Origin of the sequence: Agromyces marinus, from assembly GCF_021442325.1 — a bacterium.
Lineage (GTDB): Bacteria > Actinomycetota > Actinomycetes > Actinomycetales > Microbacteriaceae > Agromyces > Agromyces marinus.
On sequence record NZ_CP087879.1, the window covers coordinates 2,963,616 to 2,985,840 of the forward strand.

The window sequence follows — 22,225 nt, forward strand, 5'->3', positions numbered from 1 at the left end:
GCGGAAGCCGGCCCCCGTCATCGCGCATGAGACGGGGGCCGGCGGTCTGTTGGACGAGCGGATGCCGCGTCAGCCGCTGCGCGCCGCGGCAGGCTCCGCGGCATCCGTTCGCGACGGCACCGCGGCGATCGCCTCGATCTCGAACCGGTACTCGGGGCCGGCGAAGCCGGCCACCTGAACGAGGGTCGACACCGGGAAGTCGTGCGTGAAGTAGCGCCCGCGGATCTCGCGGATGTCGTCGCGCACGAGCCGGAAGTCGTCGCGGACGAACACGTTCACCTTGACGACGTCCGCGGGCGTGGCGCCCGCGGCCTCCAGCACCCGCGCCAGGTTCGCGAACGCGAGTTCGACCTGTTCGCGCGTGTCCGTCGGCATCGAGCCGTCGGGGCGCATGCCGATGATCCCGCTGACGAACACGAGGTCGCCGCCCGAGACCCGGATGGCCTGGCTGAAGTCCGCCGTCGGCGGATACACCCCGACGGGCTCCACGATCTGCTTGTGCATGCCGACCCCCTACGACGCCCCGGCGATCTTGCGATCGTCGTACCAGGGTGCGAGCCGGCGCCGCAGCGCGGAGATCAGCCACAGCGTCAGGTTCGCGATGATCACCATGACGATCACCATGGCGATCGCCTCGGCCATCATGAACTGGTACGCCGCGAACTCCAGCAGGTGCCCGAGGCCGCCCGTGCCGCCCAGGAACTCGCCGAGCACCTCGCCCGTGAACCCCAGCGCTGCGCCGCGCTGGATGCCGGAGAGGCTGTACGGCAGGGTCGCCGGGAAGATGACCTTCCAGCCGAGCGCGATCCCGTTCACGCCGAACACGCGGCCGGCGTTGACGAGCGACGGGCTGACCGTCACCGCGCCCTCCATCGTGTTCAGGATGATCGGGAACACCGCGAGCAGGAACACGAGCGCGATCTTCGACTCGTTGCCGAGCCCGAGGACGAGGATGAACAGCGGCGCGAGCGCGACCTTCGGCGTCGAGTACAGCAGCCACAGGAACGGCGCGACCGTGAAGCGCAGCACGGGCGACCAGCCGACAGCGAGGCCGACGACCACGCCGACGACGATCGCCATCGAGAGTCCGACGAGCACGTTGCCCATGCTGAACGCGAACGCGGCCCAGAACTCCGGCTCGACGATGAGCCGGACGAACGCCACGATGATCTCGGTCGGCGGCGGAAGGAACGCGGCGGGCACCAGTTCCAGCCAGCTGACCGCCGCCTCCCAGATGAGGAGGATTCCGAGGACCACGGCCAGGAGGAGCCAGCCCCACTTGGCCTCGTCCGAGCGGACGACGCGGCGCGGGCGGACGATGCGATTCGTCCCGGTTGCAGAGGTGACGCTCATCGGCGGCCCTTCCTCGTCCACGGTGCGACCCATCGCTCGACGAGGGTCACGACCTGGGTCATCCCGACGCTCCAGACGACCACGACCGCGATCGCGGCGAACGCCTGGTCGGTCTGGTAGGTGTTGGCGGCCCTGATGATCAGGGCGCCCATTCCGGACGACGATCCGGCGAGTTCGGCGACGACCATGCCGATCGTGGCGAGCACGACCGCCTGTCGAAGTCCGGCGAACAGGAACGGAACGGTCGAGGGCAGGTACACCGAGCTGTACAGCTGCATGCGGTTCGCGCCGTAGACCCGTCCCGCGCGGATGATCGACGGGTTCGCCGTGCGCATCCCGGCCGCGACGTTGAGCAGGATCGGGAAGATCGCGCTGATCGTCACGAGGAAGATGACCGGTCCGATGCCGAACCCGAACCACGCCTTCGCGAGCGGCTGGTAGGCGATGGCGGGCGTGGCGTAGATCGTCCAGGCGATCGGGCCGACGATGCGGTCCACCGCGAGCACGCTGCCCATCAGCAGTCCGACGGGGATGCCGACCACGACCGCGATCGAGAAGCCCGTCAGCCACGCCTGGATCGAGATGCCCAGGTTGGCGGCGAGCGCGCCCGACTGCACGAGTTCGACGAACCCCTGCGCGATCGCCGACGGCGGCGGGAAGAACACGGGGTTGATCCAGCCCAGCACCCCGACGATCAGCTGCCACAGTGCGAGCATCACGACGACCTCGCCGGCCAGGACGAGCGCCTTGCCGCGGGCGCTCAGCCCGGCCAGCCACGCCCCGATGCCGGTGCGGCCGAGGTTCGGCCCCGAGGCGAGGAAGGCACTCACTTCGACACCGCCGCCGCGGTCGCCTCACCCTGCAGCGCATCCCAGAGGTGGTCGCGCAGTTCGAGGAAGCGGGGGTCGCTCTGCACGCTGCGCTCGGAGCGCGGGCGCTCGAGGCCGGTCTCGATGACCTCCTTGATCGCGCCCGGGTGGCTCTTGAACACGACGATGCGGTCGCCGAGCAGGATGGCCTCCTCGATCGAGTGCGTGATGAAGAGCACCGTCTTGCCGGTCGCGGCGATGAGCTTCTCGATCTCCTCGCGCATGACCTCGCGCGTGAGCGCGTCGACGGCGCCCAGCGGCTCGTCCATGAGGAGGATCTGCGGCTTCGCGACGATCGCTCGCGCGAGCCCGACGCGCTGCTGCATTCCGCCGGACAGCTCGCGCGGGTAGGAGTTCTCGAATCCGCTGAGGCCGACGAGGTCGACGGCCTCCTGGACCCGGTCGCGCCAGCCGGCGCCCTTGAGGCCCTTCTGCATCTCGAGTCCGAACTTGACGTTGTCGAACACGGTCCGCCAGGGCAGCAGGGCGTAGTCCTGGAACACGACCGCCCGGTCGGGGCCGGGGCCCGTGACCGGTTCCCCGGCCACGAGCACCTGCCCCGTACTGGGCTTGACGAGCCCCGCGATCACGTTCATGAACGTCGTCTTGCCGCACCCCGACGGGCCCAGCACGGTCACGAACTCGCCCTCGCGGACGTCGAGGTCGACGCCCTCGATCGCGAGCAGCTTCGATCCCGTGCGAGCGACGTCGTAGCTCACGCTGAGGTCGCGGACCGAGATCAGCGGCGAAGCGGATGCCTCGCCCTCGGCCGGCTCAGTGGTGGTGTTCGTCATGGCGATACTCTCTTCCACGGTCACGGGGGGCTCCGTCGCTCAGGTCAGAGCCGGTTCGGCGGCGTGCTCCCGCATCTTGGGCAGCACTTCGGTGCCCAAGAGCTCGATCTGCTCGAAGAAGCGGTCGAACTTGAAGCGGAAGTCGAAGACGAGGTGCTCGGTTCCGATCGCCTCGAACTTCTTGAGTTCCTCGACGGCCTCGTCGGGGTTGCCGACGATGAGCTGGCCCTCGAGGTCCTCGACGGTCTCGAACCGGCCCGAGGGCGGCTTGACCGCGAACTTGGCCTTGTTCGCCCAGGCGAGCAGGCCCGGGATGTTGACGTGCTTGAGCGCCTCCTCGCGGGTCTCCTCGATCGAGGTCGGGGGGATCACCGAGATGGTGGGCATCGGGCGGCCGGAGGCATCCGTCAGTTCGCGCATGTTCGCGATGCGCTTCTCCATGGTCGCGAGCGAGATGCGGCCCGGCATCCAGCCGTCGGCGTACTCGGCGGCCAGGCGCGCCGAGCGCGGCGTCGCGCCGCAGTACCAGAACGGCACGCGGCCGCCGACCGGCTTCGGCTCGATGGTCACGTTCTCGAACGAGAAGATGCCGTCATCGTAGGTGACGTCGTTCTCGGTGAAGACGCGCTTCAGGATCTCGGCGTTCGAGCGGACGGCCTCGACGCGGTCCATGTCGCCCCAGCCGATCGCCTCGAACTCGTGGTCGAAGGTTCCGGCGCCGAACCCGAGGATGAGTCGCGGCCCGAGCAGCTGGGTCATCGTGCCGGCCATGAGCGCGGTCACGAGCGGGTGGCGGAAGGGGATGAGCGAGCCGGTGCCGAGTTCGAGCTTCTCGGTCACGGCGCCGATCGCGGTGAGCGTCGTGAGCGCGTCGTAGAACGTGCGGTTCGGCTTCTCCATCTCGCCGTGCGGTTCGAAGACGAGGTGGTCGCGCACCCACACCGAGTCGAAGCCCATCTTCTCGGCGAGCTTGGAGCCCTCGAGCAGCTTCTCGCGGCTCGCCTCCTCGCCGAAGTGGGGCAGCAGCAGTCCGAACTTCATGGCCATGGTCAGTTTCCTTCCGTTGCGGCCAGTTCGGCCGTCCGTGCGGCCGGAGCGGCCGCGAGCTTTCCGTATCCGGGCTCGCCGACGACCTCGCCGTCGGCGTAGACGTCGCGTCCGCGGACGAGCGTGCGCTCGATCCGGGTGCTGATGGTGCGGCCGTTGTACGGGGTCCAGCCGATCTTCGACAGCACGTCGTCGTCGGTGATGGTCCATTCGTGTGCCATGTCGGCGATCACGATGTCGGCGTCGGCGCCGACCTCGAGGGCGCCCTTGATCCCCGCGAGGCCGAACTTGCCTGCGGGCACCTCGGCGACCATCTCGACGACGCGCTCGAGCGTGAGCTCGCCGCGGTTGACGGCGTCGAGCATGAGCTCGTAGTAGTACTGGATGCCGGGAGTGCCGGTGTGGGCGCTCCACATCTGGGTCCAGCCGATCTCCTTCTCCTCGCGCGTGTGCGGGGCGTGGTCGGAGCTGGCGACGTCGATGGTGCCGTCGCGCATGCCCTCCCAGATGGCGGCGCGGTTGTCGTCGGGCACCCAGTACGAGAGGGCGTACGGCCCGAGGGTCTGCACGTCGTCCCAGGTGGAGAGGAACGGCGCCCAGTGGTTGACCTCGCAGGTCACGTCGATGCCATTGGCCTTCGCACGGCGCACGGCCTCGATCGAGCGGCGCGTCTGGATGTGCGCGATGTGCACGGGGCATCCGGATGCCTCGGACAGGCGCAGCACGACGTCGATCGCCGTGTCCCAGATGACGCCCTCGCGGGCCGCGTACGCCGAGGCGTACCCTTCGGGCGTGTTGTCGCCGCTGGCGAGCACGGCGCCCTCGATGTAGTCCATGAGCGCCTGGTCGTGCGGGTGCACGATGAAGCGCTTCCCGGTCGGGGCGATCTGGTCCATGATCTGCAGCAGGTGGCCGTGGTCGTGGATGCCCGTGCCCGACGGGTGGGGGTAGTCGCGCCCCGTGTCGACGACCATGTAGATCTTGTACGCGTTGATGCCCATCTCGGCCATCGGCACGATGTCGTCGAACTTCGTCGGCGCCGGGTTGTGGTTCCAGTCGACGATCGACGAGTCCGTGTAGCGCTGGAAGACGTCGGTGAGGGTCTCGACGTCGACCGTCGGCGGCTTCAGGTTCGGCATGCCGAAGATGGTCGTCACGCCGCCGGCCGCGGCCTGGCGGGTGGTCGTGAGGATGTCGTCCTTGTGCTCGTAGCCGGGCTCGCGCGTGTGCACGTGCACGTCGACCATGCCGGGCAGCACGAGGCGGCCGGTGGCGTCGATGGTGCGTTCCGCGTCGACGGCGACGTCGCGTGCGACGACTCCGGCGACTTTCCCGTCGTCGACGAGCAGGTCGCCGGCGACGGGCCCGCTCGGGGTGACGACGGTGCCGCCGGTGATTCTCAGGTCGATGCTCACTGGGGGGCCTCCGTGTTCTGGATGGTCTCGCCCGATTCGGGCGAGAGGGTGGTGCGGATGACGACATCGCTCGGGCGCACGTAGCGGTCGAGCCATTCGACGATCAGCGGGGTGGTCTGCTCCCAGTAGCGGTCGTAGGCCGCGTAGTGGGTGGTGTGCCGTTGCATGATGAGCTGCTTCGGGCCCTTCGCGGCGGCGTACAGCGCCTCCGCGTGGTCGGTGGGCGTCGTCGCGTCGCCTTCGACGCCGATGACGAGCAACGGCGTCTCGAGGCGCTCGGCGGCGGCGAGGGGACGGTAGGTGAGGATCTCTTCAGCGCACGAGAGCGGGATGGCGCTCGGGATGCGGTCGTCGACGTCGGCCTTGATCTTGGTGGCGCGGCGCTCGGGCGTCGGCACCATGATCTCCTCGCGCGGGTGCACGAGCCGGCCGGAGCCGGTCGCGGCGCGCAGCTTGCGGTCCTCGTCGAGGCTGGCGAGGAACGAGAGCCACTCGTGCTCCTGGCGCATGCGGTGCAGCCAGTCGGTGCCGTCTGCGACGGGCACCTGGCTGACGGCGGCCTTGACCCGCGGGTCGGCGTCGGCGAGGAGCACGGCGTTGCCGCCGCCCGTGCCGCCGGTGCCGAAGACGCCGATGGCGTCGGCGTTCACGTCGTCACGGGTCGTGAGGTAGGTGACCGCGTTGACGAGGTCCTGGAGCTGGCGAGCGGGCGAGAGGATGCCGCGGTCGCCCGCCGAGTCCCCGAATCCGCGGTAGTCGAACACGAGCACGGCGAACCCTGCGGCGACGAGTGCCTCGTGGTAGCGCACGTAGAGCTTGGCGTCTTTGAGGCCGAGCCATCCGGGGCCCTGGACGATCGCCCGGTACGGCCCGGGGCCCTCCGGGGTGCGCCAGAGGCCTGCGAGGCGATCGCCCTCGCTGTAGAACTCGACCGGTGTCGTCTGCATGGATGCGACGTCCTTCCGTTGAACGCTGCGACGCGTTGGGTTGGGGCGATTCCTGCGCCCGTGTGATGATGATGCCGCATTTTGGATCCAGAATCCAGTATTGATTTCCTCGGAGCCCGCATGCGAGGATGACGACGACCGCCGGTAGGGATTTACCGGTCGGGCCGGCCCGGGTTGGGCCGCGAGTCGCCGACGCACGTCGGACCACGTACACGCACACCTCCCGGAGGCCCCATGTCCACGCTCACCCGAACCCCACGCCCCCGCGCAGCGCGCCTGCTGGCGCCGCTCGCCGCCGCGGCATCCGTCGCCCTGCTCGCCGGCTGCGCCGGCACCGCGTCCGCGACGGGCGTCGACGCCGCAGCCCCGGCCGCCGAGTCCGGCCACCCCGTCACGATCGACAACTGCGGCACCGAGGTGACCTTCGAGTCGGCCCCGGAACGCGTCGTCGCGATCAAGTCGTCCACCCTCGAACTCATGCTCGCGCTCGGGATCGGCGACCGCGTCGCCGCCGTCGCGTTCACCGACGGGCCGCCGCCCGCCGAGTACGCGGGCGCCGCCGAGGGCATCGCCACCCTCTCGGACAAGGTCCCCTCGCAGGAGGTCGTCCTCGAGGCCGAACCCGACCTCGTGTTCGCCGGATGGGAGTCCAACCTCACTGCCGAGGGCGCCGGCGAACGCGACACGCTCGAACAGCTCGGCGTGCGCACCTACGTCGCCCCGGCCGCGTGCAAGGGCGACGGGTACATGCCCGACCCGCTCACCTTCGAGCACGTCTTCGCCTCGTTCGAGGAGGCCGGCGACATCTTCGGCGTGCCCGAGGCCGCCGACGGCCTCGTCGCCGACCAGCGCGCCGCCCTCGCCGCGATCACCCCCGACGACGAGGGCCTCACCGCCCTCTGGTACTCCTCGGGCGGCGACCAGCCCTTCGTCGGCGCCGGCATCGGCGCACCGCAGATGATCATGGATGCCGCCGGGCTCGACAACGTCGCCGCAGACGTGCGCGACACCTGGACCTCGCTGTCCTGGGAGGCCGTCGTCGAGGCGAACCCCGACGTCATCGTGCTCGTCGACGCCGCCTGGAACACCGCGGCGGCCAAGATCGAACGACTCGAGGCGAACCCCGCGACCGCGGCGATGCCGGCCGTGCAGAACCGCCGCTACGTCGTCGTCGACTTCCCGGCGACCGAGGCCGGCGTGCGCAACGTCGACGCCGTGGCCTCGATCGTGGAGCAGCTCGGGGCCCTCTGATGAGCCTGCCGACGACTGAGGCGCCCGTCGCCCGAGGAGGCCGCACCGCGGCCCCCTCGAGGCCGGCGGCGGCCGCGTTCGGCGTCGGCATCGCGCTGGCGGCCGGGCTCGCGGCATCCGTGGTGCTCGCCGTGACCATCGGCCCGGCCGGCCTCGCACCGACCGACGTGCTCGCCTCGGTCGCGGCGCACCTCGGGCTCGGCGAGCCCACGCTCGCCCCCCTGCGCGACGCGATCGTGTGGGAACTGCGCATGCCGCGCGTGCTGACCGCCGCCGCCGTCGGCGCGGGCCTCGCGATCTGCGGCGTCGTCATGCAGGCACTCACCCGCAACCCGCTCGCCGACCCGTACCTGCTGGGCCTGTCCTCGGGCGCGTCCGTCGGCGCGGTCGTCGTGCTCGTGCTCGGGCTCGCCGTCGCACTGCCGATCGCCGCGTTCGCGGGCGCACTCGCCGCCCTCGCCGCGACCCTCGGGCTGGCCCGCGCCGCAGGCGGGCTCAGCCCCACCACGACCGTGCTCGCCGGTCTCGCGGTCTCAGCCGTGTTCGGCGCGATCACGAGCCTCGTCATCTTCTGGAGCGCGACGACCGACAGCTACCGCGAGATCCTCAACTGGCTCCTCGGCTCCCTCTCGGGCGCCGACTGGCCCGCGGTGGCGCTCGCCGGCGGCGCACTGCTCCTCGTGGGGATCCCGCTGCTCGCGACCGGGCGAACCCTCGACGCATTCGCATTCGGCGACACCGCGGCATCCGCCCTCGGGGTGCACGTGCCCCGCACCCGGACGCTGCTGCTCGTCGCGACCGCGCTGCTCACGGGCGCGCTCGTCTCCGTGAGCGGCGCGATCGGCTTCGTCGGGCTGATCCTGCCGCACGCCGTACGGCTCGTCATCGGCGCCCGCCACCGGGCACTGCTGCCGCTGTCGGCGCTCGCGGGCGCGGTGTTCCTCGTCTGGGTGGACACGGGCGCGCGCACGCTGTTCGATCCACGGGAACTGCCCGTGGGCATCCTGACCGCCCTCGTCGGCGGCCCGGTGTTCGCAGCGCTCCTGCTCCGCAGCCGGAGGGCGTCATGACCGCGCGGGCCCGGCCGGGCGCAGGACTCGAGGGGTCGCGCGTCTCGTTCGCGCGCGGCGACCGGCTCGTCGTCGACGGCGTCGACATCACCGTCCCGCGCGGGGCGGTCGGAGCGCTCCTCGGGCCGAACGGGGCCGGCAAGTCGACCCTGCTGCACCTGGTCGCGGGCGTCGAACCGTCGTCGTCGACCTCGCTCACGCTCGACGGCGACGACCTCGTCTCGCTGCGCAGGCGCGAACGCGCCCGGCGAATCGCGCTCGTCGAACAGGACGCCCAGGCGCCCGACGGCCTCGGCGTCGAGCACGTGGTCGGACTCGGTCGCATCCCGCACCAGTCGGCGTTCGGCGGCGACTCGGCCCGCGACCGGGAGCTCGTCGCCCGCGCGCTGGCCGCCGCGGATGCGTCGGCGTTCGCCGGCCGTCGGTACGACGAGCTCTCGGGCGGCGAGCGCCAGCGGGTCAACCTCGCTCGCGCCCTCGCCCAGGAGCCCGACCTGCTGCTGCTGGACGAACCCACGAACCACCTCGACATCCGCTCGCAGCTGGCGACGCTCGGGCTGCTGCGCCGTCTCGCGTCGGACGGCCTCAGCGTGCTCGCCGCGCTGCACGACCTCTCGCTGGCCGCCGCGTACGCCGACCACGTGGTCGTGCTCGCGGACGGACGCGTGGTCGCCGCCGGCGACCCGACCGACGTGCTCGTGCCCGCGCTCATCCGGGCGGTCTGGGGCGTCGAGGCGGCCGTGCTGCGGCATCCGTCGACGGGCCGGCCGCTGATCGCGTTCGCGCCGGTCGAAGCGGATGCCGCGGCTGCCGTCGACCTGCCGTCGGCCACCGCCGCGCCGTCCGGGAACCTCGCCGGGGCGGCCGGCCGGTCGCGCTGACCGGGGGCGTGGATGCCGAGCCGCGCTCGGCTACGACAGGATGTCGCGCGTCGCGAACCGCCAGGCCGCGAGCCCGCCGAACACGGCGATCCATGCGGCCTGCAGCAGCGCGTTGTCGGCGAACGACGCCCACGACGGCGGTGAACGCAGCAGGTCGGCGAAGTCGAACCAGCGATCGGTGAAGAGCATCGGGTGCACCCACTCGAGCTGGGGGATCGCGCCGACGATCTGCGCCACCACCGCGAGGATGGCCGTTGCGGCCATCGCGCCGACCGGCACGACCGTGAGCGTCGAGGCGAAGAGGCCGATCGCCGACAGGCCGAGCATCGAGATCGCGACGTACGCGCCGATCGCGAGCAGTCGGGCGAGGCCCTCGGCGACCGGGATCTCGACGCCCGAGAGCAGCGTCAGCGGCCCGACCGGGAACAGCGCCCACCCGGCGAACGTGCCCGTCACGACCACCGTGAACACCGCGGCGACGCAGAACGCGGCCGCGACCGCATACTTGACTGCGAGCAGGCGGAGTCGGCCCGCGGGAGCGATCACGAGGTACCGCAGGGTTCCGTGCCCGGCCTCGCCCGCGATCGTGTCGCCCGAGACGACCGCGACCGTGAGCGGGAGGAACAGGGGGGTCGCCACGACCAGCGCGGTCACGCCGACGAAGAGCCCGTTGCCGGCGACCTGGTCGAGGAACGCCGGCCCGCGACCGGGGCCCGACGGGCCCGCGAGCCGGATCGCGATCGCGATGAGGATCGGGATGAGCGCGAGGGCCGCGAGCATCGCCCACGTCCGCCACCTGCGGAACAGCGTCGCGGTGTCGGATGCGAGGAACGACACGAGGCCGCCCCGGCGTGCGCGCGCGGCGGCGGGTGCCTCAGGCGACGACATCGAACCCCTCCCCCGTCAGCTCGACGAATCGCTGCTCGAGGCTCGTGCGACGTATCGTGAAGCCGCGCACGCGCACGCCGTCGCGCACGAGCGCGGCGACGATGGCGTCCGCGGCGGGCGCGTCCGTCTCGAGTTCCGCCGTGACGAGCGCGTCGCCCGGTGCGGCGGATGCCACGGCATCCGCCCGCAGCCCCATCCGGGCCAGCACGGCGCCGGCCGTCTCGGGATCGGGCGTGAGCACCTCGACCCGCGCCCGCCCCGACCGGCGGAACTCCTCGAGCGTGCCCTGGGCGACGAGGCGCCCGGCGCTCATCACGCCGACGTGCGTGCAGAGCTGCTCGACCTCGGCGAGCAGGTGGCTGGAGACGAACACGGTGGTTCCGTCTGCCGCGAACGAGCGGATCAGCGAGCGCACCTCGCGCGTGCCCTGCGGGTCGAGGCCGTTCGTCGGCTCGTCGAGCACGAGCAGGTCGCGCGGCATGAGCAGGGCGTTCGCGAGGCCGAGTCGCTGCTTCATGCCGAGCGAGTACGCGCCGGCCTTCTTTCTGGCGGCGTGCGAGAGGCCGACCCGCTCGAGGGCGTCGGCCACGCGCCGCGCCCGGGTCGAGGGTGCGGCGTGCCGGTCGGCGGCGTCGAACCGGGCGAGGTTCGCCGCCCCCGAGAGGAACGGCGCGAACGCGGGGCCCTCGACGAGCGCCCCGACCCGCGGCAGCACGTCGTCGAGCCCCTTCGGCATGTCGGTGCCGAGCACGCGCGCGGTGCCGGACGTCGCGCCCACGAGCCCGAGCAGCATGCGGATGGTCGTGGTCTTGCCCGACCCGTTCGGCCCGAGGAACCCGAACACCGACCCCCGCGGGACCGCGAGGTCGATGCCGTCGACCGCGACCTGCGCGCGGAAGCGCTTGGTGAGCCCGTCGGTCCGGATGGCGAGGTCGCTCACCGGCGGCCCGTCAGCGACCCGACTCGGCGAACTCGACGAGGGCGTCGACCGGGACCGATCCGGCCAGCACCCGGCCGTCGTCGGTGAACAGCACCGACAGCAGCGAGGTCTGGAGCGCACGTCCGCCCTCGACGGGGGTCGTGAGCGTGTCGAGCAGGTCGAGCGCCTCGCCCTCGGTGAACGGCGGCTCGGTGGCGGGTGCGACCGGGTGGTCCGACATGTCGGCGACCGTCGCGGCATCGAGCTCGACCACCGTCGCCCAACCCTCGCCGTGCACGATCGGTCGCGGCCGGTCGGTCGCGGCATCCGCCTCGGACTCGGCCCGCGCCTGCGCGTCGGCGAGCCACTGCCGGAGTTCCTCGACCGTCGGCAGCGGCAGCTCCTCCTCGGCGACGACGTAGGCGTCGCTCGGCTCGAACGCGAACACCGACGCATCGGGCGCCGCGAAGGAGACGTCGGTGAAGCCGGTCTCGAACGCGGGTGCCTCGGCACCGCGTGCGGTGACGGATGCCGCGAGCGCCGCCCCGTTCTCGCCGTCGATCGCGACGCGGATCTCGCCGACGAGCGTCTGGTCGGTTCGCGGCTCGAGCACGAGTTCGTACGCCTCACGGCCCGCGACGCGCCCGTCGGTCCCGACGGAGACCGCCGTGGTCTCGTCGAGCCGATCGAGCGCGCGGTCGAGCAGCTGCTGGGGGGTGGGCAGCTGCTCGCCGTCGGGAAGTTCCGCCTCGGCCTTCGCGGCCGCCTCGGCCTTCGCCTCGTCGGCGAGTCGGGCGAGCTCGGCCTTCAGCCCGTCGACGTCGGCGTCGGGGTCCACTCCCAGCCGGGTCGCCGTCTGCGCTTCGGAGTCGACGAACCACGCCTCGCCAGGGCTCAGGTACACGTTCCGCTCGGCCATCCGGTCGAGCACCTGGAGCCTGGCGTGATCGCCGTCGAGGTACACGTTCGCGTCGAAGCTCCCGGTCGCGAGCGAGACGAGGTCGCCGAAGGCATCGGATGCCGCGGCATCCGTCTCGGACCCGCCGGCCCCGCTCATGCCGCCGCCGCCCATGACCGCGCCGAGGTCGGGCAGCCCGAGCTCGGAGCGCTGCTCGATCGTGCCGGACAGCGCCTCGACCTCGCCCGCCTTCGCGAAGGCGACGAGCTCTTCAGGAGTCATGTCGGGCAGGTCGACCGACGCGTTCGCCTGAATCGGCACCAGGACGGCCACCGCGATCGCGACGGGCACGCCGACGGCGGGAACGACGGTGCGGGCTCGGAACCGGGACGGCCCCGTGCGACGTGGGCTCATGCCTCTCAGGCTACGCCCGCCCGGATCGGTCGGGCCCGCTCCGGGGCGAATTCGCAGCCTGGGCGAGCGCACGCGCGCATCGCAACCCCATTGCCCGGTGTCACGTCCGGGGCTAGCGTGGGCGGCATCCGCATGTAACCATTTCGGGGGGTTCTCCATGGTCGACACCGCTGTCCGCCCTCGCTCCGCGCTTCGGCGCGCGGGCATCATCGCCGCCACCGCACTCGCGGCAGGGGGCCTCGTCGCAGCCGCCCCGGCGGTTGCGCTGCCGAGCGCCGCCCCACCCGGAGCGAGCACCACCGCGGGCAGACCCGCCCCGCCGGCACTCGCGACCTCGACCGGGTACGGCGGCGCCGTGACCTCCGTCGACGCCGAGGCCAGCCGGATCGGACTCGAGGTGCTCCGCAAGGGCGGCAACGCGGCCGACGCCGCGGTCGCGACGGCCGCGGCGCTCGGCGTCACCGAGCCGTACAGCGCCGGCATCGGCGGTGGCGGGTACTTCGTGCACTTCGACGCCGCCACCGGCGAGGTGACCACGATCGACGGTCGCGAGACGGCTCCGGCCGCCATGGAGAGCGACGCCTTCATCGACCCGGCGACGGGCACGCCGTACGCCTTCGCGAACGCCGTGTCGTCCGGCCTCTCGGTCGGCGTGCCCGGCACGCTCGCGACGTGGGAGACCGCGCTCGACGAGTTCGGCACCGAATCGCTGAAGGAGATGCTCAAGCCGTCCATCCTGCTCGCGACACGCGGGTTCGCCGTCGACGAGACGTTCCGGGCCCAGACGGCCGCGAACGAGGCGCGCTTCGCGCAGTTCCCGGCCACGGCCGAACTCTTCCTGCCCGGTGGCGAGCTCCCGGTCGTCGGCTCGACGTTCCGGAACCCCGACCTCGCGAAGACGCTCCGCGAGATCGCGCTCGAGGGCACCGACGCGTTCTACGACGGCGCGATCGCCGACGAGATCGCCGCGCTCGTGCAGGACCCGGTCACCACCGAGGGCGCGACGCTGCCCGCCTACCCGGGCTCCATCACCACGGCCGACCTCGCCGGCTACGAGACGCTGATGCAGGACCCGACGCACGTCGAGTACCGGGGCCTCGACGTGTACGGCATGGCTCCCTCGTCGTCGGGCGGCACGACCGTGGGCGAGTCGCTGAACATCCTCGAGAACTTCGAGCCGACGGCGGATGACCCGGGGCAGGCGCTCCACCTGTACCTCGAGTCGACCGCGCACGCGTTCGCCGACCGCAACGCCTACGTCGGCGACCCGGCGTTCGTCGATGTGCCGACCGAGACCCTGCTCAGCCAGGAGTTCGCGGACGCTCGCGCGTGCGCCATCGATCCTGGCGCGGCATCCGTCAAGCCCGTCGCACCCGGAGCGCTCGACGCGACGGGATGCGCCACCGCCGCCTCGGCCGAGCGCGCGGACACCGAGAACATCTCGACCACGCACCTCTCGGTCGTCGACCGGTGGGGCGACGCCGTCGCGTACACGCTCACGATCGAGCAGACCGGCGGGTCTGGCATGACCGTGCCCGGGCGCGGGTTCCTGCTCAACAACGAGCTGACCGACTTCAGCTTCGTGCCGAACCCCGACGACCCGAACATCGTCGAACCCGGCAAGCGCCCGCGCTCGTCGATGTCGCCGACGATCGTGCTCGAGGACGGCGACGTGCGCTACGTCCTCGGCTCGCCGGGCGGTTCGACGATCATCACGACCGTCGTGCAGATCCTGCTCAACCGGATCGACCTCGGCATGACCATGCCCGAGGCGGTCGCCGCACCGCGCGCGACGCAGCGCAACACCGCTGCGACGCTCGCCGAGGCCGACTTCATCGCCGAGTACGCCGACGACCTCGCGCCGTACGGCCAGGCGCTCTCTCCGACCGGCGAGATCGGCGCGGCCGCGACCATCGAGGTGGATGCCGACGGGCTCATGACCGCTGCGGCCGAGCCCGAGCGCCGCGGCGGCGGCACCGGGCTCGTGCTCGAGCCGGCCGGCTGAGCGCGCGTCGCGCGGGCCCGCTGCGGCGCGGGCCCGCGCGACCTCGCGTCAGGCGCCGGGAAGCGCCCGCAGCCGCGGCGCGAGGTCGCGCTCGAACAGCTGCAGGAACCGGCGCTGGTCGTGACCGGGCGCGTGGAACACGAGGTGGTTGAAGCCCCAGTCCACGTACTGCCCGATCTGCGCCACGACCGCGTCGGGGTCGGTGCCGACGATCCAGCGCTTCGCGATCTGCTCGATCGGCAGGGCGTCGGCGGCGCGCTCCATCTCGACGGGGTCGGTGATGTCGTGCTTCTGCTCCTTCGACAGCGACAGCGGCGACCAGAACCGGGTGTTGTCGAGCGCGGCCTCCTCGGTCTCCTCGTACGACAGCTTGATCTCGATCATGCGGTCGTACTGATCGAAGGTGAGGCCGTCGCTGCGTGCCGCGAGCCCCTCCTTGATCGCGGGGATGAGCTGGTCGACGTACAGCTCCGCGCCCTTGCCGGACGTGCAGATGAACCCGTCGCCCGCACGCGCCGCGTACTTGGCGACCTGGGGGCCGCCCGCGGCGATGTACACCGGAACGGGCGTCTCGGGGCGGTCGTAGATCGAGGCGTCGTGCGTCGAGTAGTACTCGCCCTCGAAGCTGACCTGGCCCTCCTGCGTCCAGAGCGCGCGCATGAGGCGCACCGACTCGCGCAGCCGCGCGTAGCGCTCGCGGAACTCGGGCCAGTCCTGCTCGCCCGCGCCGCGGAACCCGGTCGCGATCTCGTTGAGGGCCTCGCCCGAGCCGAAGCCGCCGATGATGCGGTTCGGGTACATGACGCCGAGCGAGGCGAACGCCTGCGCGAGCACCGCGGGGTTGTAGCGGAAGGTCGGCGTCATGACGCTCGTGCCGATCTTCACGCTCGACGTGCGCTCGCCGACGGCGGCCATCCAGGTGAGCGAGAACGGCGCGTGCCCGCCGGTGTGGCGCCAGGGCTGGAAGTGGTCGCTGGCCCAGACCGATTCCATGCCGTGGGCCTCGGCCGCGACGGCGATCTCGACGAGTTCGCGCGGGTCGAACTGCTCGGCGCTGGCCTTGTATCCGAGGGTCAGGGTCACGATGCTGCCTTCCTGTCTGCGCCGTCCGGCGCGGTTGCGGCGCCCTGGGGCGCGGTCGATGGGTCTGACGGATGCCGCGTGCCGGAGCGGTCGACGACGCTGCGGTCCACGATGCTGCGGACGGCGATCGTCGTGCGCGGTCCGACGCCGAGCGCGACGGCGTCGCGCAGCTCGGCGACGGTGTCGACGTCGCGGCGCATGCCCGGGCGGATCGCGTCCGGGTGCAGCGCGAGGAGGTCGGCGAACCCGGCCGCGCGGTGCCGCGCGGCGGAGTCCGCGCCGAAGTGCGCGGCGAAGCCCGTTCCGGGCGCGGCCGTCGCGAGCGTGGTGCCGGTGCCCTCGGCATCCGCCACGAACCCGAGCGGATGTCGCGCCGCGACCTCGAGCGCCGTGTCCAGGTCCTCCCCCCGCATCGCGGGCAGGTCTCCCAGCAGCACGGCCGTACCGACCTCCGTGTGGACAGTCGTTGCGGGTGTCGCGGCGCCCGCACCCGCAACGACTGTCGACACGGGGTCGGCGGTGCGGGCGGTGCGGATACCGTGCTCGATGGCGGCGGCGAGGCCGCGCGGGCCGGACTCGGGGACCACGTCGACGTCGGGCAGGGTGCGCAGGGCGGTCTCGATCGCGTGCTCGTCGGTGACGACGTAGACGCGCCGCACGGTCCGCGCCGCACGTGCGGCGTCGATCGTGTCGAGCGCGAACGCGCGCGCGAGCGCCGCGCGTTGCCCGGGATCGAGCTCGGGTGCGAGCCTCGTCTTCGCCCCGGTGAGGGACTTGACGGGGATCACGACGTGCCAGGCGGTCATACCCGCACCCGCTCCCGTTCGGCGGCCGAGAGTGCCGCGGCGAACCCCTCGGCGAAGCCGATCGCGCGCCCCGCGGAGTACCCCGCGCTGCGCCCGGCGGCCATGCCGTGCGCGATCGCCTCGTCCGTTCCGAGCCGGAACAGGTCGCGCTCGGCGGGCCGGACGATGCTGCGCGCGCCGGGGAGGTCGAGGTCGCCGACGAGGCGGCCGAGTCCGGAGACGACGGCCACGGGGCATCCGCTCGCCTTGCCCTTGACGAGGTCGCCGGCCGCGGCGAGTTCGTCGGCAACACAGGGCAGCGTGACGAGGAGGGGCTTGCCCGCGGCATCCGTCGTGCCGCGCAGGTCGTCGAAGACGTGCACGCCCGCGGCGCCGATCGCGACGTCGGTCTGGCCCTCGCGCCACGGGCGGCCCAGCGTGTCGCTCAGGAGGACGCCGAGCAGCTTCCCGGTGCGCTCGCGCAGGCCGGCGGCGATGAGCCGAGCGGATGCGTCGGGGTCCTCGGGCAGCAGGAGGACGGTGCCGTCGTCGGTGTTGCTCGCGTCGACGCCGGCCGCGGCGGCGACCATGCCGAGGCGGTTCTCGACGATGCGCGTGATGCCGCCGTCGGCCGTCGGCCGGGTCGCGACGACGCGCACGGTCTCGTCGGTTATGGCGCGTTCGCGATCGGTCGCGCGGATGATGCGCCCCTCGGCCTTGGACACGATCTTCGAGGTGACGACGAGGATGTCGCCGTCGGCGAGCGGCTCGCCCGCTGCCGCGACGGCATCGGCGATGACGGCGACGAGGTCGTCTCCGGGGCGGATCTCGCCGATGCCCGGCAGCGCCCGGACGCGGAACCCGCGCGACGAGGGCGCGCTCATGCGCGCACCGCCGGGATGACCTCGCGCCCGAAGGCCTCGATGAACTCGGCCTGGTTGCGGCCGACGTTGTGGACGTAGATGCGGTCGAAGCCGAGGTCGAGGTGGCGCTGGATGTGCGCGCGGTGCACGTCGAGGTCGGCCGAGACGAGCATGCGCCCGGCGAAGTCCTCGGGCCGGACGGTGCGCGCGAGCTGTTCGAACTCGAAGGGCGAGCGGATGTCGCTGCGCGAGAAGCGCATGCCCCCGATCGGCCACTCGGCGAGCGCGTTCGCCATCGCCTCCTCGTCGGTGGGCGCCCACGACACGTGGAGCTGGAGCACCTTCTGCATGCCGTCGACGTCGCGGCCGGATTCGCGCGCGCCGTCGGAGAATCGGCCGAGCAGCGCGGCGAGTCGGTCGTAGGGGGCGCCGGTCGTGATGAGGCCGTCGGCGACCTTCCCGGCACGGCGCGCCGTGACCGGGCCGGCCGTGGCGACGAGGATCTTGGGCGCGACGGGCGGCATGGTCCAGAGCCGGGTGGTCTCCATGCGGAAGTGGGGGCCGTGGTGGCGCACTTCGCGCCCGGCGATCGACGCGGTGAAGAGCTTGCGGATGAGGTCGACGGCCTCGAACATGCGGGCGATGCGCTCGTGCGCCTCGGGCCAGTACTGCCCGACGACGTGTTCGTTGAGGGCCTCGCCGGAGCCGAGGCCGAGCCAGTGCCGCCCGGGGTAGAGGGATGCCAGCGTGGCGCTGGCCTGCGCGACGACGGCGGGGTGCGTGCGGAACGTGGGCGTGGTCGCGCCGGGGCCGAAGTCGCCGCGCGTGCGGGCGCCGATCGCGCCGAGCACGCTCCAGACGTGGCTCGCCTGCCCCTGGCCGGGCAGCCAGGGCTGGAAGTGGTCGGTCGCCATGACGCCCGTGAACCCGTGCTGCTCGGCGAGCTCCGCATACCCGACGGCGTCGGATGGAGGGAACTGCTCGAGCATCGCGGCATAGCCGATGTGCACTGACACCCCTCCATCCTGACGCGTCGTCGCAGGTGTGTCATTCGGGCCGATCGGCTCGAACGGCGGGTCCACCTCCCGCATGACCATCATTTCGGATACTGGATCCAAAAAGCAAGTACGGATTCATCCGAAGCGAACACCGCCCGGTCCGCGGCGACTCAGCGGCCGGAGCGACGGCGGCCGGTTGCCGGCGCCGGCCCCGCCGTCGACTCGGCCGCGAGCATGTCCAGCACGCCGTCGCGCACGCCCTCGAGGTGGTGGCGCAGCAGCTCGACCGCCGCATCCGCATCACCGGCCGCCACGGCATCCGTCAACTCGTCGTGGGAATGCTGGTGCGCATCATCGCCCACGAGGCGCCACCCGAGCATGTACCGGCCGACCTTCAGCCGCAGCTGGTCGATCAGCTCCCACTGGATCGGACGCCGAGTCGCGTCGTAGAGCTCGGCGTAGAAGGCCGTGCGCGCCTCCACGAAGTCGGCGCCCTCCTGCTCGGCGTCGGCGGTGCGCCCGAGCATCCGGAGCCGCTCGAGGCGCGCATCGGACATCTCGCCCATCGACGAGCGCAGCGCCTCCGTCTCGAGCAGGATCCGCAGGTGGTAGACCTCGCGCGCCTGCTCGACCGAGAGCGACTTGACCACCGCGCCGCGCCGGTCGTGGAACTCGACGAGCCCGTCGGACTCGAGCTGGATGAGCGCCGACCTCACCGGCAGCCTCGAGACGCCGATCGACTCGGCGAGCGTCTCCTGGCGGAGCTTGTGCCCCGGCGGGAGGGTTCCGTCGAGGATGGCCTCGCGGATGATGTCGTACGCCATGACCCCGACCGATCGGTAGCCCGTCGCGTGCCGCCCGGCGAGCCGGGCCAGCGCATCCTCGCCTTCGCCACCGCTCGTTCGGGTCGGCTGCTCGTCCACGGCGTTCTCGTCCCGGGTCATGGATCCCGAATGTATCGGAAAGATCACGCTGGAGTCTGCATTTTGGATCCAGAAACTTTGCATCGCCCCCGGCGCTCCCCCGGTCGGCCGACCCCGCGGCTCACTCCGAACGCAAGGGCCCCTCGGCCTGCGCCTCGTCGAAACCGGCCCGGTAGCCGTCCTCGTACGCCTCCTCCGACCCCTGCCGGAACAGGTCCCGGTCGGACGGACGCACGATCGATCGGGCACCCGGCAGGTCGAGGTCGCCCACGAGTCGGCCGAGCCCCCGCACGATCGCGACCGGCACACCAGAGGACTTGCCCTTGACGAGCTCGGCCGCGCCGGCCAGTTCGTCGGCCACGCACGGCATCGTCACCGCGAGCGGCTTGCCCGTGGCATCCGCCCCGCCCCGCAGGTCGTCGAAGACGTGCACGCCCGCCGCTCCGATCGCGATGTCGGTCTGCCCCTCGCGCCACGGTCGGCCGAGCGTGTCGGAGACGAGCACGCCGACCCGGGCCCCGGTCAGCGAGCGGATGCCGGTGGCCAACGCGCGCGCGGACGCATCCGGATCGACCGGAAGGAGCAGCACGGTGCCGTCCGGTGCGTTCGAGGCGTCGACCCCGGCGGCGGCGCCGATGATGCCGAGCCGGTTCTCGACGATCCGCGTCACGGAATCGGCCGTCTGCCGGGTCGCGACGACCCGCACGGTCTCGTCCGTGATCGCCTGCTCGCGATCGTCCGCGAGCACGACACGACCCTCGGCCTTCGAGACGACCTTGGACGTGACGACGAGGATGTCGCCGTCGGCGAGGGGGTCGGCGAGCGCCCGGACGATGAGTGCGGCGAGGTCGTCCGCGTGCTCGATCTCGGGGATCCCCTCGATGCCTTCGATGCTGTACCTCACGCGCGCCCCTCCGCTCGGTTCACCTCACATCTTGGCAGCCGGACCCGTCGCTGGAAGACTTCGCTCAGGCGCGATCCGTGCCGCGGGGGGAGATGCTCATGTCCGAGGTCGCCGCGCAACGCCCGAAGCGGCCCGTGGTCGTCTGGGACCTCGTGCTGACCATCGCGCTGCTCGTGCTCATGACGGGTATCGGATTCGTGTTGTTCTTCATGTCGTTCTTCCTCGCGTTCGCGGGCGACTCGTGCGGGGCGTCCTCCGTGTGCGACTTCGATCGCATGGGCACCGGCATGCTCGTCGCGATCATCGGCGTCCCGGCGATCGGGGTCCTGGCGCTCGTCGCCGCGATCCTGATGCTCGTGCTGCGGCGCATCGCGTTCTGGGTGCCGCTGGCCGGCATCGTGCTCATGGCCGGGATGTTCGCGCTCGGCGCCTGGATCACGTTCTCGGCGGTGCAACCCGCCGCCGGCTGACACGAGGGGAGCCGCATGTCCGAGACCGCCGCCGTCGACGGCACCGACGAGGAGCGCCACGAGACCGCGGGCGAACGCCTGGATCGCAAGTGGAACGACATCCTCCAGGAGCTGCGCGTCGTGATGACCGGCACCCAACTGATCACGGGCTTCCTGCTCGCGGTCGCGTTCCAGCCGAAGTTCGCCGAACTCGAGGCCTACGAGGTCGGGCTGTACCTCGTCCTCGTGGTCCTCGCGACCGCCGCGACGATGCTCGGCCTCGCCCCGGTGATCCTGCATCGCGAACTCAGCGGCCAGAAGCAGAAGGAGCGCGTGGTCCGGATCGCCAACTCGCTCCTGCTCGCGCTGCTCGTGGTGGTCTCACTCGTGGCGGTCGGCGTGGCGAGCCTCATCTTCGACGTGACCGTGAACCGCCAGGCCGGATGGACGGCCGGCGGCGTGGCGTTCGCGTTGGTGCTGACCTTCTGGATCGTGGTGCCGAGGATCGGCAAGCGCGCCGCGCGGCGCACCTGACCGCTCGCGGGCGGCCGTCCGCGCGTACCGGAGCGGTCGGCGGCCGAGCCTAGGCTGGATCGCATGCGCATCGCCACGTGGAACGTCAACTCCATCCGCACCCGATACGGCCGCGTGGTCGACTGGATGGTGCGCGAAGACGTCGACGTGCTCGCGATGCAGGAGATCAAGTGCAAGCCCGAGCAGTTCCCGCACGACGCGTTCGAATCCGCGGGGTACGAGCTCGCGATCCACGGGCTCAACCAGTGGAACGGCGTGGCCATCGCGAGCCGCCTGCCGATCGCCGATGTCGAGACGGAGTTCCCGGGGATGCCCGGCTTCCTCAAGGGGCACGAGGGGCCCGAACTCCCGAAGGAGGCACGGGCGATCGGCGCGACGATCGACGGCGTCAGGCTGTGGAGCCTCTACGTGCCGAACGGCCGCTCGCTGGGCGATCCGCACTACACCTACAAGCTCGACTGGCTCGCGGCGCTCACCGAACTCGCACGCACCGAGACGGATGCCTCGCCCGAGCGCCCGTTCGCCCTCATGGGCGACTTCAACATCGCTCCGTTCGACGACGACAACGGCGACCCCACCGTCGTCGAGGGCGTCACGACCCACGTCTCGCCCGCCGAGCGGGCCGCGTTCCGCGAACTCGAATCGGCCGGCCTCCAGGACGTGGTCCGCCCGATCGTGCCGACCGGGTTCACGTACTGGGACTACAAGCAGCTCCGGTTCCCCCGCAACGAGGGTCTTCGCATCGACTTCATCCTCGGCTCGGCATCCTTCGCCGAACTCGTGACGGAGGCCTCGATCCACCGGAACGAACGCAAGGGCGACGCCCCGAGCGATCACGTCCCCGTCCTCGTCCGGCTCGACCGCGAGACCTCCGACGACGGCGACCTGCCCATGATCTTCGGCTGACCGCCCGGGGGGCGTTCGATCTCGGGCGG

The 22,225-nt window shown here is 71.9% G+C and carries 23 protein-coding genes; 7 read left to right on the forward strand and 16 right to left on the reverse strand.

All coding sequences use genetic code 11. The features are described from left to right. Positions 1-69: 69 nt before the first annotated feature. Genes DSM26151_RS14005 through DSM26151_RS14035 form a run of 7 tightly spaced genes read right to left on the reverse strand, consistent with a single transcriptional unit; the run spans position 70 to position 6,425 of the window. Positions 70-504, reverse strand: coding sequence for a RidA family protein (locus DSM26151_RS14005; protein WP_234660134.1), 435 nt, complete (start codon positions 502-504; stop codon positions 70-72). Positions 505-513: 9 nt separating this feature from the next. After that, entirely contained in the window at positions 514-1,353 is an 840-nt protein-coding gene (locus DSM26151_RS14010; protein WP_234660135.1) for an ABC transporter permease, read from the reverse strand. Continuing rightward, positions 1,350-2,183 carry an ABC transporter permease gene (locus DSM26151_RS14015; protein WP_234660136.1) on the reverse strand — a complete coding sequence of 278 codons (834 nt, stop codon included), beginning with the start codon at positions 2,181-2,183 and terminating at the stop codon, positions 1,350-1,352. The genes DSM26151_RS14010 and DSM26151_RS14015 overlap by 4 nt, the downstream gene beginning before the upstream one ends. Then, entirely contained in the window at positions 2,180-3,016 is an 837-nt protein-coding gene (locus DSM26151_RS14020; RefSeq protein WP_234660137.1) for an ABC transporter ATP-binding protein, read from the reverse strand. Before DSM26151_RS14020 ends, DSM26151_RS14015 begins: the two co-directional genes overlap by 4 nt. 39 nt (positions 3,017-3,055) lie before the next feature. Next, a complete protein-coding gene (locus DSM26151_RS14025; protein ID WP_234660138.1) occupies positions 3,056-4,063 on the reverse strand; it encodes an LLM class flavin-dependent oxidoreductase in 1,008 nt (335 codons plus the stop codon). A gap of 2 nt (positions 4,064-4,065) precedes the next feature. Continuing rightward, on the reverse strand, positions 4,066-5,478 hold the full coding sequence (locus DSM26151_RS14030) for a dihydroorotase (RefSeq protein ID WP_234660139.1): 1,413 nt from the start codon (positions 5,476-5,478) through the stop codon (positions 4,066-4,068). After that, positions 5,475-6,425, reverse strand: coding sequence for an alpha/beta hydrolase (locus DSM26151_RS14035; RefSeq protein ID WP_234660140.1), 951 nt, complete (start codon positions 6,423-6,425; stop codon positions 5,475-5,477). The genes DSM26151_RS14030 and DSM26151_RS14035 overlap by 4 nt, the downstream gene beginning before the upstream one ends. A 234-nt stretch (positions 6,426-6,659) precedes the next feature. Here DSM26151_RS14035 and DSM26151_RS14040 point away from each other — a divergent pair, with 234 nt between their 5' ends. The 3 genes from DSM26151_RS14040 to DSM26151_RS14050 are packed head-to-tail and all read left to right on the forward strand — an operon-like array spanning position 6,660 to position 9,627. Further along, on the forward strand, positions 6,660-7,676 hold the full coding sequence (locus DSM26151_RS14040) for a putative F420-0 ABC transporter substrate-binding protein (protein ID WP_234660141.1): 1,017 nt from the start codon (positions 6,660-6,662) through the stop codon (positions 7,674-7,676). Beyond that, the gene (locus tag DSM26151_RS14045) at positions 7,676-8,746 is read left to right on the forward strand and encodes a putative F420-0 ABC transporter permease subunit (protein WP_234660142.1); all 1,071 of its coding nucleotides are present in this window, start codon (positions 7,676-7,678) and stop codon (positions 8,744-8,746) included. The genes DSM26151_RS14040 and DSM26151_RS14045 overlap by 1 nt, the downstream gene beginning before the upstream one ends. Then, positions 8,743-9,627, forward strand: a complete 885-nt coding sequence (locus DSM26151_RS14050) for an ABC transporter ATP-binding protein (protein WP_234660143.1) — start codon at positions 8,743-8,745, stop codon at positions 9,625-9,627. The genes DSM26151_RS14045 and DSM26151_RS14050 overlap by 4 nt, the downstream gene beginning before the upstream one ends. Before the next feature lie 30 nt (positions 9,628-9,657). On the opposite strand, the gene DSM26151_RS14055 is transcribed toward DSM26151_RS14050, so the two are convergent. Genes DSM26151_RS14055 through DSM26151_RS14065 form a run of 3 tightly spaced genes read right to left on the reverse strand, consistent with a single transcriptional unit; the run spans position 9,658 to position 12,746 of the window. After that, positions 9,658-10,515: an ABC transporter permease gene (locus tag DSM26151_RS14055; protein WP_234660144.1), complete on the reverse strand. Its 858-nt coding sequence runs from the start codon at positions 10,513-10,515 to the stop codon at positions 9,658-9,660. Continuing rightward, positions 10,502-11,455, reverse strand: a complete 954-nt coding sequence (locus DSM26151_RS14060; RefSeq protein ID WP_234660145.1) for an ABC transporter ATP-binding protein — start codon at positions 11,453-11,455, stop codon at positions 10,502-10,504. The genes DSM26151_RS14055 and DSM26151_RS14060 overlap by 14 nt, the downstream gene beginning before the upstream one ends. Before the next feature lie 10 nt (positions 11,456-11,465). Beyond that, positions 11,466-12,746, reverse strand: a complete 1,281-nt coding sequence (locus tag DSM26151_RS14065) for a LolA family protein (protein ID WP_234660146.1) — start codon at positions 12,744-12,746, stop codon at positions 11,466-11,468. A 157-nt stretch (positions 12,747-12,903) separates the two neighbouring features. Here DSM26151_RS14065 and ggt point away from each other — a divergent pair, with 157 nt between their 5' ends. Next, on the forward strand, positions 12,904-14,751 hold the full coding sequence (gene ggt, locus DSM26151_RS14070; RefSeq protein WP_234660147.1) for a gamma-glutamyltransferase: 1,848 nt from the start codon (positions 12,904-12,906) through the stop codon (positions 14,749-14,751). 48 nt (positions 14,752-14,799) lie between these two features. On the opposite strand, the gene fgd is transcribed toward ggt, so the two are convergent. The 6 genes from fgd to cofE form a co-directional block, all read right to left on the reverse strand. After that, entirely contained in the window at positions 14,800-15,834 is a 1,035-nt protein-coding gene (gene fgd / locus DSM26151_RS14075; protein ID WP_234660148.1) for a glucose-6-phosphate dehydrogenase (coenzyme-F420), read from the reverse strand. Then, positions 15,831-16,640, reverse strand: a complete 810-nt coding sequence (locus tag DSM26151_RS14080) for a 2-phospho-L-lactate guanylyltransferase (RefSeq protein ID WP_234660149.1) — start codon at positions 16,638-16,640, stop codon at positions 15,831-15,833. Before DSM26151_RS14080 ends, fgd begins: the two co-directional genes overlap by 4 nt. Continuing rightward, positions 16,637-17,503 (reverse strand): coenzyme F420-0:L-glutamate ligase, encoded by an 867-nt coding sequence (locus DSM26151_RS14085; RefSeq protein WP_234660150.1) that lies wholly within the window; start codon positions 17,501-17,503, stop codon positions 16,637-16,639. The genes DSM26151_RS14080 and DSM26151_RS14085 overlap by 4 nt, the downstream gene beginning before the upstream one ends. Further along, entirely contained in the window at positions 17,500-18,471 is a 972-nt protein-coding gene (locus DSM26151_RS14090) for a TIGR03557 family F420-dependent LLM class oxidoreductase (protein WP_234661906.1), read from the reverse strand. The genes DSM26151_RS14085 and DSM26151_RS14090 overlap by 4 nt, the downstream gene beginning before the upstream one ends. Positions 18,472-18,650: 179 nt before the next feature. Continuing rightward, on the reverse strand, positions 18,651-19,424 hold the full coding sequence (locus DSM26151_RS14095) for a GntR family transcriptional regulator (RefSeq protein ID WP_234660151.1): 774 nt from the start codon (positions 19,422-19,424) through the stop codon (positions 18,651-18,653). A 100-nt stretch (positions 19,425-19,524) separates the two neighbouring features. Continuing rightward, positions 19,525-20,307: a coenzyme F420-0:L-glutamate ligase gene (gene cofE / locus DSM26151_RS14100; RefSeq protein ID WP_234660152.1), complete on the reverse strand. Its 783-nt coding sequence runs from the start codon at positions 20,305-20,307 to the stop codon at positions 19,525-19,527. A 98-nt stretch (positions 20,308-20,405) separates the two neighbouring features. Here cofE and DSM26151_RS14105 point away from each other — a divergent pair, with 98 nt between their 5' ends. The 3 genes from DSM26151_RS14105 to DSM26151_RS14115 all read left to right on the forward strand — a co-directional run bounded on the left by DSM26151_RS14105 (position 20,406) and on the right by DSM26151_RS14115 (position 22,196). Beyond that, entirely contained in the window at positions 20,406-20,777 is a 372-nt protein-coding gene (locus DSM26151_RS14105) for a hypothetical protein (RefSeq protein ID WP_234660153.1), read from the forward strand. 15 nt (positions 20,778-20,792) lie between these two features. After that, on the forward strand, positions 20,793-21,290 hold the full coding sequence (locus tag DSM26151_RS14110; protein WP_234660154.1) for a DUF6328 family protein: 498 nt from the start codon (positions 20,793-20,795) through the stop codon (positions 21,288-21,290). Positions 21,291-21,353: 63 nt separating this feature from the next. After that, positions 21,354-22,196, forward strand: coding sequence for an exodeoxyribonuclease III (locus DSM26151_RS14115; protein WP_234660155.1), 843 nt, complete (start codon positions 21,354-21,356; stop codon positions 22,194-22,196). Positions 22,197-22,225: the final 29 nt, after the last annotated feature.